This is a genomic window from Thiomonas islandica (assembly GCF_055383445.1).
This window is the reverse complement of sequence record NZ_AP042391.1, coordinates 276,180-292,491: the sequence shown is the minus strand read 5'-3', so window position 1 is coordinate 292,491 and position 16,312 is coordinate 276,180. Positions and strand designations below refer to the sequence as shown.

Below are 16,312 nucleotides of genomic sequence, written 5' to 3'. Positions count from 1 at the left end.
GCCGGGCTCCGAAAATCAGCGGATGCAGGCGGCAGCGCGCGGCACGGGCGGCCGTACCTTGCGCGCCGGACGATGCGACGCAGCAGCATGTGCTGCCGCTGCGCGCCTCAGGCGAGGAGAGGGGGAAGGGGCGGTGCCTGCGCCGGAGGCGGCAGGCCGTGGTGCAGGCGCGGCAGCCTGGCCTGCGCATCGCGCGGCTGACCGTGCCGTGGCCCAACCGGAGGTTCGGCGGGCGGCAGTAAGGCGGCGACGCGCCATGCCAACGCGGGCGGGACGTCCAGCGCGCCGTTGGCCTGCGCCGGGCGGATCTGCGGCAGGCGGGTCGGTGCGATGCCGGGGGCGAGCTCGACATCGCTCGGCTCCGGCGCACGTAGGCCTTGTGCACCAGCATGCGCGGCGTGCTGGTGGCCGGGCGCGACACAGGCCAAGCCCGCAAACTGCGGGCTGGAGCGAAGCTCGTCGACGTTCGACAGCGCGTGGATATGCCAGCCGTTTTGCACCGGCTGCCCGAGGTGGCCGTGGATGAACGGCATCAGCCCAAGCAGCAGCACCAGCATGGCGAGCCAGGCTGTGCGCAGGGTGGCGGCGAGGGCGGACATGGCGGACAGGTGGTTTTGCAACAAAACGATACCAATATAACCAAACCCCCCGACCATCTGCCAGCGCGGGGACATTCCGCGCTGCGGGGTGGGTCGCTTCCTAGAATGCTCGGATGAGCGCCGCGCGCCAATCGTCCAGCCCCAAGACCTCCCCGCTGCAGCGGCTGGGCCTGCGCAGCGACTGGGATCTGGCGCTGCATCTGCCGCTGCGCTACGAGGACGAAACCCGGCTGACTCCGCCCGAGGCGCTGCGCGACGATGAGCCGGCGACGGTCGAGGCGGTGGTCATCGGCGCAGAGGTGCAGCAGCGTGCGCCGCGCCGGCAATTGCTCGTGCGCCTGCGGCTAGATCCCGGCGGGCAGCCGATTGCGCTGCGGCTGTTTCACTTCTACCCGAACCAGCTCAAGCAGCTCGTCGCTGGTGTTCGGCTGCGCCTGCACGGGCCGGTGCGGCAGGGACTGTTCGGCTGGGAGATGGTGCACCCGAACTGGCGCGTGGTCGAAGGTGGCGAGCCGCTGCCGCGCAGCCTCACCCCAGTCTATCCGAGCGCGGGCGGCATCGCGCAGAGCTATGTGCGCAAGGCGGTGCGTTCGGCGCTCGAGCGGCTGCAGATCGACGACACGCTGCCACTGCGACTGCGCGAGCGGCTGGGCCTGCCCGATCTGGCGTCCAGCCTGCGGCTGCTGCATGCGCCGCCGCCAGCGGCACTGCCGGCGCTCGAGGCCCGCACGCACCCAGCGTTGCAGCGGCTCAAGTTCGACGAGTTGCTCGCGCAGCAGTTGGCGCAACAGCAGGCGCGCGCTGGACGGGCGCGCTGGCGCGCGCCGGCGCTCGTTGCCAGCGCCGACGCCGCCGGGCTGGTCGCGCGGCTGCGCGCGGCGATTCCGTTTGCGCTGACCGCGGCGCAGCAGCGCTGCGTCGACGAGATCGCCGGCGATCTGGCGCGCTCGGTGCCGATGCACCGGCTGCTGCAAGGTGATGTCGGCAGCGGCAAGACCGTGGTTGCGGCGCTGGCGGCGGCGCAGTGCATCGCCGCCGGCTGGCAGTGCGCGCTCATGGCGCCAACCGAAATCCTTGCCGCGCAGCACGCGCGCAAGCTCGCCGAGTGGTTGGAGCCGCTCGGTGTGTGCGTGGCCTGGCTGGCCGGCAGTCTGACGCGGCGCGAGCGGCAGGCGGCGCTCGCGGCAACGGCAAGCGGCCAGGCGCAGCTCGTCATTGGTACGCATGCAGTGATCCAGTCGCAGGTGCGCTTTGCGCGGATGGGGTTGGCGATTGTCGACGAGCAGCACCGTTTCGGCGTTGCGCAGCGGCTGGCGCTGCGCGACGCGCTGCGTGCGGGGATGGACGGCGCGGGGCTGCAGCCGCATCTGCTGATGATGAGCGCCACGCCGATCCCGCGCACGCTGGCGATGGCGCTGTTCGGCGATCTGGACGTCTCGACCATCGACGCGTTGCCGCCGGGCCGGCAGCCGGTGCGCACGACGCTGCTCGACGCTGGCCGGCGCGCGCAGCTCATCCAACGTCTGGTCAAGCAGCTCGAGCGTGGCAGGCAGGCGTACTGGGTCTGCCCGCTGGTCGAGGAAAGCGAGGTGCTCGACCTGCAAAACGCCATCGCCACGCACGCCGAGCTGAGCGCGGTGTTGGCGGCAGGCACCGGCGCCGACGGCCGGCCGCTGCGCTGCGCGTTGCTGCACGGGCGGATGAAGCCCGCGGACAAGCGCGCGGCGATGCAGGCGTTCGCCGCCGGCGAGGTGGCGCTGCTGGTGGCAACGACGGTCATCGAGGTCGGCGTCGACGTGCCGAATGCCAGCCTGATGGTGATCGAGCACGCCGAGCGCTTCGGCCTGTCGCAGTTGCACCAGTTGCGCGGGCGAGTCGGGCGCGGTGCGGCGCAGTCCGACTGCGTGCTGCTGTACGCGCCGCCGCTGTCGCCGACGGCGCGTGCGCGGCTGGCGGCGATGCGCGATCTGGCCGACGGCTTTGCCCTGGCGCAGAAAGATCTCGAGCTGCGCGGTCCTGGCGAGCTGTTCGGCGCGCGGCAGTCGGGGCTGCCTGGACTGCGCTACGCCGATCTGGCGCACGACGCCGACCTGCTCGACGCGGCGCGCGACACCGCGCAGCACTTGCTGCACACCGATGCGCAGACCGCGCGCCAGCATGTGGTGCGCTGGCTGGGCGAGGGCTTCGACTGGCTGAGCGCCTGAGGTGAGCAGCCTCTGCCTTGCAGCGCAAGTCTCCACCCAAGGGGGGGTTCCTTCGCAGTGGCCGTGCGGAACTGGACGCACTTTCATTGATTGACACAATCTGTCTTGGTTTCTGTTTTAATTCTTTCTATGACACTGACAGAACTGCGCTACATCGTCGCCGTGGCCCGCGAGCGGCATTTCGGCCGCGCCGCCGAGGCCTGCTTCGTCAGCCAGCCCACGCTGTCGGTGGCGATCAAGAAGCTCGAGGAGGAGCTGGACGTGCGGCTGTTCGAGCGCGGCGGCAACGAGGTGAGCATCACGCCGATCGGCGCGGAAATCGTCGAGCAGGCGCAGCGGGTGATCGAGCAGGCCGCGGCGATCAAGGAAATTGCCAAGCGCGGCAAGGATCCGCTGGCCGGCCCGTTGCGGCTGGGTGTGATCTATACCGTGGCGCCCTACCTGCTGCCCGAGCTGGTGCGCAACGTGATTGCGCGCACGCCGCAAATGCCATTGCTGTTGCAGGAGAACTTCACCGTGCGGCTGCTCGAGATGCTGCGCACCGGCGAGCTCGATGCCGCGATTCTGGCCGAGCCCTTTCCCGATCAGGGCCTGGCGGTGTCGCCGTTGTATGACGAGCCTTTCCTCATCGCGGTGCCGCGTGGCCACCGGCTGGCCGGCAGCAAGGCGCTGCGTTCCGAGCAGATCCGCGACGAAACCATGCTGCTGCTGGGCACCGGGCATTGCTTTCGCGATCATGTGCTCGATGTGTGCCCGGAGTTCGCGCGGTTTTCGCCCAGCTCGGAAGGCATCCGCCGCACTTTCGAGGGCTCGTCGCTCGAGACCATCAAGCAGATGGTCGCGTCGGGCATGGGCATCACCGTGGTGCCCAAATTGTCCGTGCCGCAGCAGAGCCAACCGCACGCGGCGGACCCGAGCCGAGATTATGTGTGCTACGTGCCGTTTGCCGAGCCGGTACCGTCGCGCCGCGTGGTGCTGGCTTGGCGCAAGAGCTTCACCCGGCGCGAGGCGATTGCAGCCTTGCGTCAGGCAGTGATGGATTGCGAGCTGCGCGGGGTGACCAAGCTGGCCGAGTAAGGCGGCAGTAGCGGCCAGGGTGCCGTAAGCCTGTCATGGGCCTCAGGCTTCGGCATGCACATCGTGGGTGACGAAACCCTGTTCGGCGCTAGGCGGGGCGAACCATTCTGGATGATCGAGGGTGCGGTGCATGTCGTCCAAGCCGCTGCGCCAGTGCGCGCGCATTTCCGCGCGGCCGAAGGTGTAGTCCTTGCCCTGGCCGTCGAACGGCTTGTCGCGGTATATCAGGTGGATCACGTTATAGCGCTTGTCCTGCGCCATGGCCTGCACCTGCTGGCACAGCGCGTCCTGCGCACGCAGCGCGGGCGCAATGCGCGCGAGTAGTTCACGCAGGATGCGGCGCTGCTCCTGCGCGCGCTTGAGGGTGTTGGTGATGGTGCGGGTGCGGCTGGAGTATTGGATGTCTTTTTGCCGCTCGGCCACGTCGAGCAGGGTCTGCGGCAGTTCGCCCTCGGCGCTCCACAGATCGACCTGGAACACCAGGGTGTCATGGCTGGGATGGCCGCCGAGCACCTGGGAGAGCGGGGTGTTGGACACCAGCCCGCCGTCCCAATAAAACTCGCCGTCGATCTCCACCGCCGGAAAGCCCGGCGGCAGCGCGCCCGAGGCCATGATGTGCTCGGGCCCCAGGCGCATCTGCGCGCTGTCGAACACCACCTGGTTGCCGGTGCGCACATTCACCGCGCCGACGCTGATGCGGGTCTCGCCGCTGTTGAGCCGGTCGAAATCGACCATCCTCTGCAGAGTGTCGCGCAGCGGCGTGGTGTCGTAGAAGCTGGCCTGCGTCGGGCCGCGACCCACCAGCGGCCAGCGCGGCACGAAAAATCCGCGCTGACCCTCGACGATCGCGCGCAGGCCCTGCAACGCCGCCAGTTGCGGCTGCAGCAGATCGGGAATCCAGTTCAGCGCCGCGCCATATTCCCACGGCAGGGTGGGCAGCAGCGGCTGCTGGGTGACGGTTTCCCAGAAGCTGCGCAGCGCCTGAGTGCGCTGCCCCGGCGCATTGCCGGCGATCAGCGCGGCGTTGATCGCGCCGATGGAAATGCCGGCCACCCAGTGCGGATGCACGCCGCAGTCCTCCAGCGCTTGCACCACCCCGCACTGATACGCGCCCAGCGCCCCGCCGCCCTGCAGCACCAGCGCGACGCGCTCGTACCGCCGCACCTGCTCCAGCACTGCATCGGCGCGGCAGGACGGCGCGGGCTGCGCTTGCAGGCGCGGCGTGCTGCGGGTTGTGCTGCGCATGGCGTCAGAAGTTGTGAGTTTTCTTCTCAGTTCATGCACCAGCCGTGACTGACCACGATGGATTGGCCGGTGAGCGCTGCCGTGGGGAAGGCGGCGAGGAACAGCGCCAGGCTGGCGATGTCGGCGGTGGTGGTGAATTCGCCGTCGACCGTGTCTTTGAGCATCACGTTCTTGATCACCTCGTCTTCGCTGATGCCCAGTTCTTTGGCCTGTTCGGGGATTTGCTTTTCTACCAGAGGGGTGCGCACGAAACCCGGGCAGATCACGTGCGAGCGCACGCCCTTGGGCCCGCCTTCCTTGGCCAGCACCCGCGCCAGCCCGAGCAGCCCGTGTTTGGCGGTCACATACGCGCTCTTGAGCTTGCTCGCCTCGTGTGAATGCACCGAGCCCATATAGATCACCACGCCGCTCTTTTTCGCGTACATGCCGGGCAGCACCGCCTTGGTGGTGAGGAACGCGCCGTCGAGGTGGATGGCCAGCAGTTTTTTCCAGTCGGCAAAGGCAAAGTTCTCGATCGGGTTGACGATCTGGATGCCGGCGTTGGACACGAGGATGTCCACCGGGCCATAGGCCTTGGCCACCGCGGCGCAGCCAGCGTTTACCTGCTCCTCGCTGGTCACGTCCATCGCCACGCCCATGGCCGTGCCGCCGGCCTGGGTGATCGCCTGGGCGGTGGCCTGGGCAGCGTCGAGGTTGAGGTCGGCGATCGCGACCTTGGCCCCGGCGCGGGCGTAAGTCTGTGCAATGTCCTTGCCGATGCCGCTGGCGGCACCGGTAATGAGGGCGGTCTTGTCCTTGAGGCTCAATGGTGTGGTCATCTGGGTCTCCTGATAGGGTGAGGAAAGCCACTCGATTGAAGCGGAGTTGCTGCACTGCGGCAAGTGTTGCGCGTCGCCATGACAAGACAATGGCCGACGGGCCTTAACCCGGGCTGAAACCGGAGGATGTCGTGTTTGGCGCCGCCTGCTGCGCCGCAAACACCACCTGCACGCGCAGGCCGCCAAGCGGCGAGGTGTCCAGGGTGATGGTGGCGCCGCAGCGTTCGGCCACGCTACGCACAATGGCCAGGCCCAGGCCGCTGCCGCCTGCCGGGGCGTTTTCACGGCGGTAGAAACGGTCGAACACCCGCTGGCGGTCCTCGGGCGGGATGCCGGGGCCGGAGTCGTCCACTTCCAGAACGGCCATGCGCTGCGGCGTGCCGTCTGCGCCCGGCCGCATCTCGCAGCGCACGCGCAGGTCCACGCGGCCGCCGCTCGGGGTGTAGCGCAGCGCGTTGTCCACCAGATTGCGCACCAGGATGCGCAGCCCGCCGGGCGGGGCGAGCACGGTGCAGTCCTCGGCGTCTTCCAGGCCGGCGTCCACGCCGCGGGTCTGCGCCAGTTCGGTGGTGTCTGAGAGCGCCAGACGCGCCGTATCGAGCAGGCTCACGGGTTCGAGCGCCTCCTCGGCGCCGGACTCGTTGCGCGCGAGCTGTAGTAACTGCTCGACCAGATGACTGGCGCGGTCGATGCCGCTTTCCAGCCGCGCCAGCGCCACGCTGCGCTGGCTGTCGTCGTGCGCGCGGGTGAGCATCTGCACCTGGACCTTGAGCGCGGCCAGCGGCGAGCGCAGCTCGTGCGCGGCGTCGGCGACGAACATGCGCTGAGTGTCGAACGCGGCCCGCATGCGGGCGAACAGGCCGTTCATCGCCCGCACCACTGGCTGCATTTCGCTGATCACCGGATGCGGGTCGAGCGGGTCGAAGCTGGTAGCTGCGCGGTTTTCCAGTTCGCGCGACAGGTCCGAGAGCGGCTGCAACGAGCGCCGCACCACCCAGGCCACGGCCAGCAGCAGCAGCGGGGCGATGACGGCCATCGGCCAGATCGAACGCAGCGCAAACCCCAGCGCGAGCGCCTGCCGGGTCGCGGTGCTCTGCCCGACCTGGATGGTGCGGCCGCCGGCCTGCATGGAATACACCCGCCACTGCTCGCCGCCGACCTGCACATTGGTGTAGCCGAGCACGGCCTGGCTGGGCAGGTCGCTGCGCGGACGCGAGACATAGATGCGCTGGCCGTCGGGTGCCCAAACCTGCACCACATAGTCGACATCGTTGCCGGGGCTGACGTTCGGGCCGAAGCCGGGCAGGCCCATGTCGCCGCTGGCCAGCGACAAGGCGAGCTGCTGCAGGTGATAGTCGAACACCGCGTCGGCCTCGCTCATGGCGTTGTGGAACACCGCCACCGCCTGCACCAGCGCAGCGACGGTGACTGCGGCGGACAGCAGCAGCAGTAGTCGGGCACGCAGCGATTTCACGCGCCGCCTCCATTGCCGCCGTCACCTCCGCCGCTGCCGTGGGCATCCGCTGGCGTATCCGCGCCGTCGCCGCCGCTGTGGTTGCGCGGAGTGGACGGCGCGGCGGCGGTAGGCTCCTTGGCGATCATGTAGCCCATGCCGCGGATGTTGCGGATCAGGTCGGCGCCGAGCTTCTTGCGCAGGCTGTGGACATACACCTCGACCGCGTTGCTCGAGATCTCGTCCTTCCAGCTGTAGAGCTTTTCCTCGAGCTGCGCGCGCGACAGGATCATGCCGGGGCGGGCGATCAGCGCTTCGAGCACGGCCCACTCACGCTGCGACAAGGCGACGGGCTCGCCGTCGAGCAGGGCCTCGTGCGTGGCCGGGTTCAGGCTGATGCGACCGTAGCTGAACACCGGCTCGGCGCGGCCCGCGGCACGGCGCAGCAGCGCGCGGATGCGGGCGCAGAGCTCGTCGAGGTCGTAGGGCTTGAGCACATAGTCGTCGGCGCCGGCGTCCAGCCCTTCGATGCGTGCCGAGATCGCATCGCGCGCCGTGGCAATCAGCACCGGCGTGGCCTCGCGCCGCGCGCGCAGCGCCTTGAGCACGGCCAGCCCATCCATCTTGGGCAGGCCCAGGTCGAGCAGCACCAGGTCGTACTGCTCGGTGCGCAGCGCGCTGTCGGCCATCACACCGTCGCGCACCCAGTCGACTGCATAGCCCTCTCCGCGCAGTGCGTCGAGCACGCTTTCACCGATCATCATGTCGTCTTCGACGAGGAGCAGGCGCATGGGGCTGGTTGCAAAAGGAAACTCACGTACTTTAGCCGCGGGCCCTTAGACTGCGCTTAACACACCGTCAACAGAACATCGATGCCGCACATGCCCATTGCCACCGCCCCGGCTACGCGCCGCCTTCCCCGTACCGTGTGGATGCTGGGCCTGGTCAGCCTGTTCATGGACATGTCCTCCGAACTCATCCACGCGCTGCTGCCGGTGTACATGACCACGGTATTGGGCCTGAGCGTGCTCAGCGTGGGCGTGGTCGAGGGCATTGCCGAGGCCACGGCGTCAATGCTCAAGGTGGTGTCGGGCGTGTGGTCGGACCGCATCGGCTCGCGCAAGTGGCTGGCGGTGGCGGGCTACGGCCTGTCGGCGCTGACCAAGCCGCTGTTTCCGCTGGCTTGCGGCGCGGGCGAGGTGATCGCCGCGCGCTTCATCGATCGCATTGGCAAGGGCATCCGCGGAGCACCGCGTGATGCGCTGGTGGCCGACGCCACGCCGCTGGCGCTGCGCAACGCCGCCTACGGGCTGCGGCAGAGTCTGGACACGGTCGGCGCGGTGCTCGGCCCGCTGGCGGCCATCGGCCTGCTCGCGCTGTATGCCGACAATCTGCGGCTGGTGCTGTGGTTCGGGGTGATTCCGGCGGTGATCGCGGTGGCGATCCTGGCCTTCGGCGTGCACGAGCCGCAGCGCCAGCCGCCAGTGCGCAGCGCGGCCGCAACGCGGCGCAGCGCGGTGGACTGGGGCGCGGTGCGCCGGCTGCCAGTGGCGTTCTGGCAGGTGGTCGTTCTGGCAGCGCTGTTCACCGTGGCGCGTCTGACCGAGGCGTTTTTGGTGCTGCGTGGCGATCAGATCGGTGTGTCAGTGGTGTGGATCGCGTTGGTCACACTAGTGTTGTCGCTGGCCTATGCGGCGTCGGCCTATCCAGTGGGGCTGCTGGCTGCGCGCTGGGGACGCAAGCGTCTGTTCGGCCTGGGGCTTTCGGTGCTCGCGCTGGCTATGTTGTTGCTCGGCGGCGTGCTGCCGCTGGGTATGCCCGGGTTTTGGGCTGGGGTCGCGCTGTGGGGCCTGCACATGGGGCTCACGCAAGGACTACTCTCAGCTGCCGTGGCCGACGCCGCGCCGCCTGCGTTGCGCGGCACCGCGTTCGGCCTGTTTCACCTGACCATCGGGCTGATGCAGTTGCTTGCCGCCATCGGCGCGGGCTGGCTGTGGCAGACCATCGGCTCCGATGCGCTGTTCACCCTGGCCGCCGCGCTGGCGCTGTTGTGCCTGCCGGCGCTCGCGCTATGGCTGCACGAAAAACCTCTGCAGGAGACTCCGACATGACGACTACCCAAGCGATCCGATTCGACCAGCACGGCGGCCCCGAGGTGCTGCAGTGGCGCACGCTGGAACTGCCCGCGCCTGGGCCGGGACAGGTGCTGCTGCGGCACGAGGCCATCGGGCTGAACTTCATCGACGTCTACCACCGCACCGGCCTGTATCCGCAGCCGCTGCCCGCCGGTCTGGGCAGCGAGGCCGCCGGGGTGATCGAGGCGGTGGGCCCGGAGGTGCAGGACTTTGCCGTGGGCGACCGCGTGGGCTACTGCACTGGTGCGCCCGGCGCGTATGCGCAGCGCCGCATCATGCCGGTGGCGCCGCTGATCAAGCTGCCGGACGACATCGCGTTCGAGGTTGCCGCAGCCAGCATGCTCAAGGGACTGACCGCGTATTACCTGCTGCACCGTACCCGGGCGCTGCAGCGCGGCGACGTGGCGCTATTGCATGCCGCTGCCGGTGGCGTGGGGCTGATTGCAGGCCAGATGGCGCGGGCGATCGGCGCGGTGCTGATCGGCACCGCAGGCTCGGCGGAAAAATGCGCGCTCGCGCTCGAAAACGGCTATGCCCACGCGATCGACTATGCCCACGACGACTTCGTCGCCCGCGTCAGGGAACTCACCTCCGGCCGCGGTGTGCCCGTGGTCTACGACTCCATCGGCCGCGACACCTGGGAGCGCTCGATCGCCTGCCTACAGCCGTTTGGACTCATGGTGAGCTTCGGCAACGCCTCGGGGGTGGTGCCGCCGATCAAGCTCACCGATCTGGCCGCGGCCGGCTCGCTCTATGTCACCCGCCCCACGCTCGGCACGCACATGGCCGATCCGGCGGTCAAGCAGCAGATGGCCGATGCCCTGTTCGCGCTGATCCGCAGCGGCCAGGTGCGCATCCACATCCAGCAACGCTATCCACTGTCCGACGCCGCGCAGGCGCACCGCGACCTGGAGGCGCGCAAGACCGTCGGCTCGACCGTGCTGCTGCCGTAAAGTCCAGCGACCGCTGCCTTTTTGCCCTGCGACCGATTGTCGCAGCGCGGGGCAATGCGGAGGCGGCACGGGTGGGCCGGTTCCTAGAATGTGCCGCCATGCCGTTTTCCGCCCGTCTTGCGCATCCGCCCCTGAGCGGGGCAGACAGTTCCGCGCTACTGCCCGCAGTCACCCTGCACCGCCTGCTGGCGGCGCGGGTGGTGTTGCTGCTGGCCGAACTGGCCATCATGCCCTGGGCGCACCGGGCGCTGGACATCACCTGGCCGGTCTACCGCGTGCTTGGGCTGATCGGGCTGCAGGCGGGGCTGGCGCTGCTGTTGTGGTGGCAAAGCCGCAGTGCGCGGGGGCTGGGGGTGGGCGGCGGATTTGCACATCTGCTGGCCGATGCTTTCATCCTCGCGTTGCTGGTGTACTGGACCGGTGGCGAGATCAACCCCATCATTTCGCTGCTGCTCGTGCCGCTGATCCTGTGCGCGGTGGCGTTTCCGTGGGTGTACGGCTGGGTGATGACCGCGGTGGTCATCGGACTGTATTCGCTGGTGTCGTTCTTTTCTGTGCCGCAGACGCCTGCGTGCGGGGTCAGTACCGGCGCGCTCGACGCGCATCTGCTGGGCATGTGGGGCAACTTCCTGATCACCGCCCTGCTGGTGGCCGCCGTGGTCGCGCGGCTGGCAGCCGCCCTACGCGAGCGCGAGGTGGAGCTCGCCCGCAGTCGCGAGGCCGCGCTGCGCGACCAGCATCTGTTCGCGCTGGGCATGCAGGCCGCGGCGGCGGCGCACGAACTCGCCACCCCGGTGGCCACGTTGGCGATGACGGTGGATGATCTGCAGTCCGACTACACCGGCGACGACGAGCTCGGCCCCGTGCTGCAGCGTATGCAGGCGCAGGTGGCGCAGATTCGCGGCGTGCTCGGCCACATCACCGCCGCGGCCGGTGCGGCACGCGAGCGCAGCGGCCAGGTCGAAACCCTGGAGCACTGGCTGGCGCAGACCCTCGAACACTGGCATCTGATGCGCCCGCAGTCGCAGGCGCGGCTGCAGTTGCGCGGTTCGGGGCAGATGCCGCTGTTGCGGGTGGACGCCGGACTGAACGCGGCGCTGGTGAGTCTGCTCAACAACGCAGCCGATGCCAGCCCCGAGCAGATCGAGGTCGAGGCCGACTGGACTGCCGCGCAACTGCGCGTGAGCGTGCTCGACCGCGGCCCGGGTCTGCCCGATGACCGTCTGGCGCGCGCCGGCTACGACTTTGTCAGCACCAAGGGGCAGGCGCGGGGCCTCGGGCTGGCGCTGGCGCGCGCCGGCATCGAGCGCCTGGGCGGCACGCTCATCGTCACGCGGCGCGACGGCGGCGGGCTCAGCGCCACGCTGCAGTGGCCGCGTCTAGAGGTTCCCCATGAACGAGACATCCATGAATCTCCTGCTGGTCGAAGATGACGCCGCGCTGGCTGCGGCCACGCGCAATTCCATGGAACGCCGCGGCATCACGGTGTGGCATGCCGACTCGGCTGCAGCCGCGCGCATGTTGATCGGCACGGCAGAGTTCGACGCCGCCGTGCTCGACCTGCGCCTGCCCGGCGACAGCGGCCTGACCCTGATCGCCCCGCTGCGCGCGGCCTATCCGGACATCCGCATCCTGCTGCTCACCGGATATGCAAGTATCGCCACGGCGGTCGATGCGATCAAGCTCGGCGCGACCAACTATCTGCCCAAGCCGGCGACGGTCAGCGACATTCTGGCCGCGCTGGAGCAGAACGCCCCCGAGGCCGACCGCCCGGTGTCGGCCAATCCACTGCCGGTGGACCGGCTGGAGTGGGAATACATCCAGAAGGTGCTGGCCGAGCATGGCGGCAATATTTCCGCTACCGCCCGCGCGCTGCAGATGCACCGCCGCACCCTGCAGCGCAAGCTGCTCAAGCATCCGGTGCGCGAGGCGCCGGCGGGCGGCGGCAGGGATGGTTGAACCCCCTTCCAACTTCCCCCACACGGTGGGGGAGGCAGCGGCGCCGCGCGCGTGGTTCAGACGTGGCCTCCCCGCTTGCCGGAAGGGTTGGGGAGGGCGATCTGTGGACTTGGTGTGCGCGCCTCGGGCCGAGGGCCGCGTTTTGCGCGATCACTCCGGTTGCTGCGCCGCGCTGCGGATGCGCTGGCGCTGCACCCCAAGCTGCGGGCTGCCCAGCGTGACCACATCGCCCGGCTGCAGATAGCGTGGCGGCTTGCGGCCCATGCCCACGCCGGGCGGAGTGCCGGTGGCGATCAGGTCGCCCGGCAACAGGGTCATGTAACGGCTGAGAAACGCCACCAGCTCGGCGACGCCGAAAATCATGTCGCGGGTATTGCCCTGTTGCATGCGCTCGCCGTTGACCTCCAGCCACAGGTCGATGTTCTGCGGGTCGGCGATCTCATCGGTGCTGACCAGCCACGGGCCGACCGGGCCGAAGGTGTCGCAGCCCTTGCCCAGGTTCCACTGGCTGCCCTGTTCGAGCTGGTAGGCGCGCTCAGAGACGTCGTTGACCAGGCAATAGCCGGCCACCGACTTGAGCGCATCGGCCTTGCGCACGAAGCGCGTCGGCCGGCCGATGACCACGCCGAGTTCGACCTCCCAGTCGAGCTTGGTCGCTCCGGGTGGACGCAGCACCGGGTCGTTCGGGCCGCTGATGCAGGTGATCCATTTGTTGAACACGATCGGCGAGATCGGGATCGCCATATGCGTCTCGCTGGCATGGTCGCGGTAGTTCAGACCGATGCCGATGAACTTGCCGATGCCCACCAGTGGCACGCCCAGACGCGGCCTGCCGCGCACTAGCGGCAGGATGTCGATGTCCAGACGGCGCAGCGCGCGCTGACCTGCCGGGCCGAACACGCCGACGTCGATGTCGCCCACCACGCCGGTGAGGCTGCGCAGCCGGCCCTGCGGGTCGATCAGCCCGGGTTGTTCGCGGCCCTTGCGGCCATAGCGCACGAATTTCATTTCGGCACTGCTTCAGCGTCGCTGGTATTGGGTCTTGCCAAACAGGTGCTCACGCGCGGTGGCGTCCATCTGCGCGGGGCGCTGGTCGGCGAGCACCTGCAGGCCGCGCTGCACCGCAGGCCGCGCGGCGATGGCGTCGAACCAGCGTTTGGCGTGCGGGAACTCGGCCCAGTCGATGCCCTGTTTGGCCGCGCTGCGGCACCACGGGAAGGTGGCGATGTCGGCGATGGAATAGTCGTGGCCCGCCAGATAGGCGTTCGAGGCCAGGCGCTTGTCGAGCACGCCGTAGAGCCGGCGTGCCTCGTTGGTGTAGCGCTCGATGGCGTAGGGGATTTTTTCCGGGGCGTACTGGCGAAAGTGATGCGCCCGCCCCAGCATCGGGCCGATGCTGCTCATCTGCCACATCAGCCACTCGAGGGTCGAGATGCGCGGGCGCGGCGCAGCGGGCAGAAAGCGCCCGGTCTTTTCGGCCAGATAGATCAAGATCGCGCCCGACTCGAACACACTGATCGGCGCGTCGTCCTGGCCGTCGGAGTCGACCAGGGCGGGAATCTTGTTGTTCGGGCTGATCGCCAGAAACTCGGGCGAGAACTGCGCACCACGGCCGATGTCGACCGCATGTACGCGGTAGGGCAGGCCGAGCTCTTCGAGCAGGATGTGCACCTTGTGGCCGTTGGGTGTGGCCCAGGAGTAGAGGTCGATCATGGCGGCAGGCCGCTGACGCGTCGGTGTGAATGGGAAGATGCAAAACGCCGTCACATTGTGCGACGTTCACAGCGGGCTTGCAGCGACCGGCCCTGCGCAGCGATCAGCGCAGCAGTCAGCGCAACAACTCGCCCTGCACGATCTGCGCGTGCAGCGCTTCAACCGGCGGCGCGAGCTGCTGCAGCAGCCGCAGCTGTGCCGACAGCGCGGCCAGCGGCAGGTCGTCACCTAGCGCATCGGCCTGGTGGGCCAGCACGCTCCACTGCACCACCTGCTGCGCCAGCGGCAGCGCCAGGCTTTGCAGCATCGCAAGTTCCTGCGGCGGTAGATCACCGTCGTTCTGATCGAGCTGCCAGGCGGTGCGCCGCGCGAGCATCCGGGTGGTGTCCAGCCCGATGCGGGCATGCGCGATGCGCTGCTGCCATGCAGGATGGTGCACCGCGAACCGGTCGCCATTGCGCCGGGTCTGCAGCCGTGCCACCATGAGCTCCAGCGCGCGCTCGGCCGCGCCCAGACACCACAGCGCCTCATGCAGGCCGACGATACGCTGGCGCGCCTGCAGTATCTCCAGCCCCTGCCCGGGCTGGCCAAGCAGGTGCTGCGCAGGCACGCGAACCGCATCGAACACGACTTCGGTCAGGGCGGAGGATCCCGCGGCCCAGCCGTGCAACTGACGTCCGATGTGCACGCCGTCGCTGCTGCGCGCCACCAGCAGCACGCTGAACTGCTGGTGCAGGGGCACCTTGGTCTCTGTGCGGCAAAGCACCAGCACACACGCGGTGCGCGGATCGAGCATGCCCTGCACCCAGGTCTTGCGGCCGCTGAGCACCCAGTGCTCGCCGTCACGGCGGGCCTGGGTCTGCAACGAATCGGGGTGATGCAGGTCGGCATCGGGCTCGGCGGCGGCCCAGGCGCTGCGGGTCTGCGCGCGCAGCAGCGGGTCGAGCCAGACGTCCTTCAACGGCTCGCTGGCATAGCTATCGAGAAGTTGCATGTTGCCGGCATCGGGCTGGGCACTGTTGAACACCTCGGCTGCCCAGACGATGCGCCCCATGGCCTCGATCATCGGCGCGTATTCCCAATGGCTCAGCCCCTGCGTGGTGCGGGTGGAGGTCGGCAGAAACAGATTCCACAGTCCGGCAAGCTGCGCCTTTTGCCGCAGCGGTGCCAGCAGATCTTGCACGCCTTGCCCCGGCGTCGCCGCCGTGTTGCGCAGCGCGGCGTTCAAACTGGATTCCTGCGGCAACAACACGGTCTGCATGAAGCGGTGCAGCCGGGTCTGCAGGGTGCTGATGCGGGGCGAGGGTGCAGCTTCCATGCTCAATCGGTTGCACCGCGCCGCAGCTGGCGGTTCAGGTGCTGGTGCAGCTCGCTCTCTTGCCGGCAGGGGCCGGGCAATGCTTTGCGCGGCCGGCCGGCAGTGGCGGCAATGGCTTCGATGCGTTGCAGCGCCGTCTGCAGACTGGCGCCCGGCGCGCACACGCGGCTGACCACGCCAAGCTGGTGCAGCCGCATCGCGTCCAGACCGAGGCCAGGCAATGTCGCCTCATTGCAGGCAGTGCGCGGCAGCAGCTGTGCGGCCAGCCACTGCGCGCCGCCGACATCGACCTCGGGCAGCGCCGGGTCGGTCAGCTGCAGTCGGGCGTCGTCCGCGGCGACGAGCAGGTCGCAGGCCAGTGCCAGCGCCGCGCCGGCGCCGTGCGCCTGGCCCTCCACGGCGCCGATCACCAGCGGCGCGCAGTCGCGCAGCGCCAGGATGCAGTCGTGCAGCGGTTCGAGTGCGGTGCGGTCTTGCAGGCCGCTACAGAAGTGGTGCGGGGTGCCGGTGAGCACAACGGCGTGGATGTCGCGATCGCGTTCGGCCGTGGTCAGCGCCTCGAATACCGCGGCGCACAGTGCAGCGGTCAGGGTGTGGCGCGTCTGGGCATGGTCCAGGCGCAGCACGAGGCAGTCGCCTTGGCGTTCGGCGCGAAGTTCGGCGGTCATGCGGTTCGGCTCTCGAGCGTTGGCAACGCAGTGTGCGGGCGGTCAGTGCGGATCGGCCCGGCGGTAGCGGTCAGAGGATGCGCGCATCATAGGCAGCGCGCCGCGCGTTTTCGGGGACTGTGGCGACAATCCGACACAGAATCGGATGACTGTGAAATTTTTCACAAGCT

15 protein-coding genes are annotated in these 16,312 nt (G+C 68.9%); 6 read left to right on the top strand and 9 right to left on the bottom strand.

Annotation, left to right across the window (positions count from 1 at the left end):
• Positions 1 to 107: 107 nt before the first annotated feature.
• A complete protein-coding gene (locus ACZ47F_RS01420; RefSeq protein WP_464925534.1) occupies positions 108 to 599 on the bottom strand; it encodes a hypothetical protein in 492 nt (163 codons plus the stop codon).
• Between the two features lie 113 nt (positions 600 to 712).
• On the opposite strand from ACZ47F_RS01420, the gene recG reads away from it, so the two are divergent.
• Positions 713 to 2,803: an ATP-dependent DNA helicase RecG gene (recG, locus tag ACZ47F_RS01415; protein ID WP_464925533.1), complete on the top strand. Its 2,091-nt coding sequence runs from the start codon at positions 713 to 715 to the stop codon at positions 2,801 to 2,803.
• Positions 2,804 to 2,932: 129 nt separating this feature from the next.
• Entirely contained in the window at positions 2,933 to 3,880 is a 948-nt protein-coding gene (locus ACZ47F_RS01410) for a LysR substrate-binding domain-containing protein (RefSeq protein ID WP_464925532.1), read from the top strand.
• Positions 3,881 to 3,922: 42 nt separating this feature from the next.
• Here ACZ47F_RS01410 and ACZ47F_RS01405 read toward each other — a convergent pair whose 3' ends face one another.
• The 4 genes from ACZ47F_RS01405 to ACZ47F_RS01390 all read right to left on the bottom strand — a co-directional run bounded on the left by ACZ47F_RS01405 (position 3,923) and on the right by ACZ47F_RS01390 (position 8,187).
• Positions 3,923 to 5,125, bottom strand: a complete 1,203-nt coding sequence (locus ACZ47F_RS01405) for a patatin-like phospholipase family protein (protein WP_464925531.1) — start codon at positions 5,123 to 5,125, stop codon at positions 3,923 to 3,925.
• 26 nt (positions 5,126 to 5,151) lie between these two features.
• Positions 5,152 to 5,943 carry a 3-hydroxybutyrate dehydrogenase gene (locus ACZ47F_RS01400; RefSeq protein WP_464925530.1) on the bottom strand — a complete coding sequence of 264 codons (792 nt, stop codon included), beginning with the start codon at positions 5,941 to 5,943 and terminating at the stop codon, positions 5,152 to 5,154.
• 103 nt (positions 5,944 to 6,046) lie between these two features.
• Entirely contained in the window at positions 6,047 to 7,417 is a 1,371-nt protein-coding gene (locus tag ACZ47F_RS01395) for an ATP-binding protein (RefSeq protein ID WP_464925529.1), read from the bottom strand.
• Positions 7,414 to 8,187: a response regulator gene (locus tag ACZ47F_RS01390; RefSeq protein ID WP_464925528.1), complete on the bottom strand. Its 774-nt coding sequence runs from the start codon at positions 8,185 to 8,187 to the stop codon at positions 7,414 to 7,416. The genes ACZ47F_RS01395 and ACZ47F_RS01390 overlap by 4 nt, the downstream gene beginning before the upstream one ends.
• Positions 8,188 to 8,277: 90 nt before the next feature.
• Here ACZ47F_RS01390 and ACZ47F_RS01385 point away from each other — a divergent pair, with 90 nt between their 5' ends.
• The 4 genes from ACZ47F_RS01385 to ACZ47F_RS01370 all read left to right on the top strand — a co-directional run bounded on the left by ACZ47F_RS01385 (position 8,278) and on the right by ACZ47F_RS01370 (position 12,443).
• Entirely contained in the window at positions 8,278 to 9,507 is a 1,230-nt protein-coding gene (locus tag ACZ47F_RS01385) for an MFS transporter (RefSeq protein WP_464925527.1), read from the top strand.
• On the top strand, positions 9,504 to 10,484 hold the full coding sequence (locus tag ACZ47F_RS01380; RefSeq protein WP_464925526.1) for a quinone oxidoreductase family protein: 981 nt from the start codon (positions 9,504 to 9,506) through the stop codon (positions 10,482 to 10,484). Before ACZ47F_RS01385 ends, ACZ47F_RS01380 begins: the two co-directional genes overlap by 4 nt.
• Before the next feature lie 98 nt (positions 10,485 to 10,582).
• The gene (locus ACZ47F_RS01375; protein ID WP_464925525.1) at positions 10,583 to 11,917 is read left to right on the top strand and encodes an ATP-binding protein; all 1,335 of its coding nucleotides are present in this window, start codon (positions 10,583 to 10,585) and stop codon (positions 11,915 to 11,917) included.
• Positions 11,877 to 12,443 carry a response regulator transcription factor gene (locus ACZ47F_RS01370; protein WP_464925524.1) on the top strand — a complete coding sequence of 189 codons (567 nt, stop codon included), beginning with the start codon at positions 11,877 to 11,879 and terminating at the stop codon, positions 12,441 to 12,443. Before ACZ47F_RS01375 ends, ACZ47F_RS01370 begins: the two co-directional genes overlap by 41 nt.
• 150 nt (positions 12,444 to 12,593) lie before the next feature.
• On the opposite strand, the gene ACZ47F_RS01365 is transcribed toward ACZ47F_RS01370, so the two are convergent.
• The 4 genes from ACZ47F_RS01365 to ACZ47F_RS01350 form a co-directional block, all read right to left on the bottom strand.
• Positions 12,594 to 13,451 (bottom strand): fumarylacetoacetate hydrolase family protein, encoded by an 858-nt coding sequence (locus ACZ47F_RS01365; RefSeq protein WP_464925523.1) that lies wholly within the window; start codon positions 13,449 to 13,451, stop codon positions 12,594 to 12,596.
• A gap of 12 nt (positions 13,452 to 13,463) precedes the next feature.
• Entirely contained in the window at positions 13,464 to 14,156 is a 693-nt protein-coding gene (locus ACZ47F_RS01360; RefSeq protein ID WP_464925522.1) for a glutathione S-transferase N-terminal domain-containing protein, read from the bottom strand.
• 115 nt (positions 14,157 to 14,271) lie between these two features.
• Positions 14,272 to 15,474, bottom strand: coding sequence for an acyl-CoA dehydrogenase family protein (locus ACZ47F_RS01355; protein WP_464925521.1), 1,203 nt, complete (start codon positions 15,472 to 15,474; stop codon positions 14,272 to 14,274).
• Positions 15,475 to 15,476: 2 nt separating this feature from the next.
• Positions 15,477 to 16,142: an enoyl-CoA hydratase-related protein gene (locus ACZ47F_RS01350; RefSeq protein WP_464925520.1), complete on the bottom strand. Its 666-nt coding sequence runs from the start codon at positions 16,140 to 16,142 to the stop codon at positions 15,477 to 15,479.
• Positions 16,143 to 16,312 lie beyond the last annotated feature (170 nt).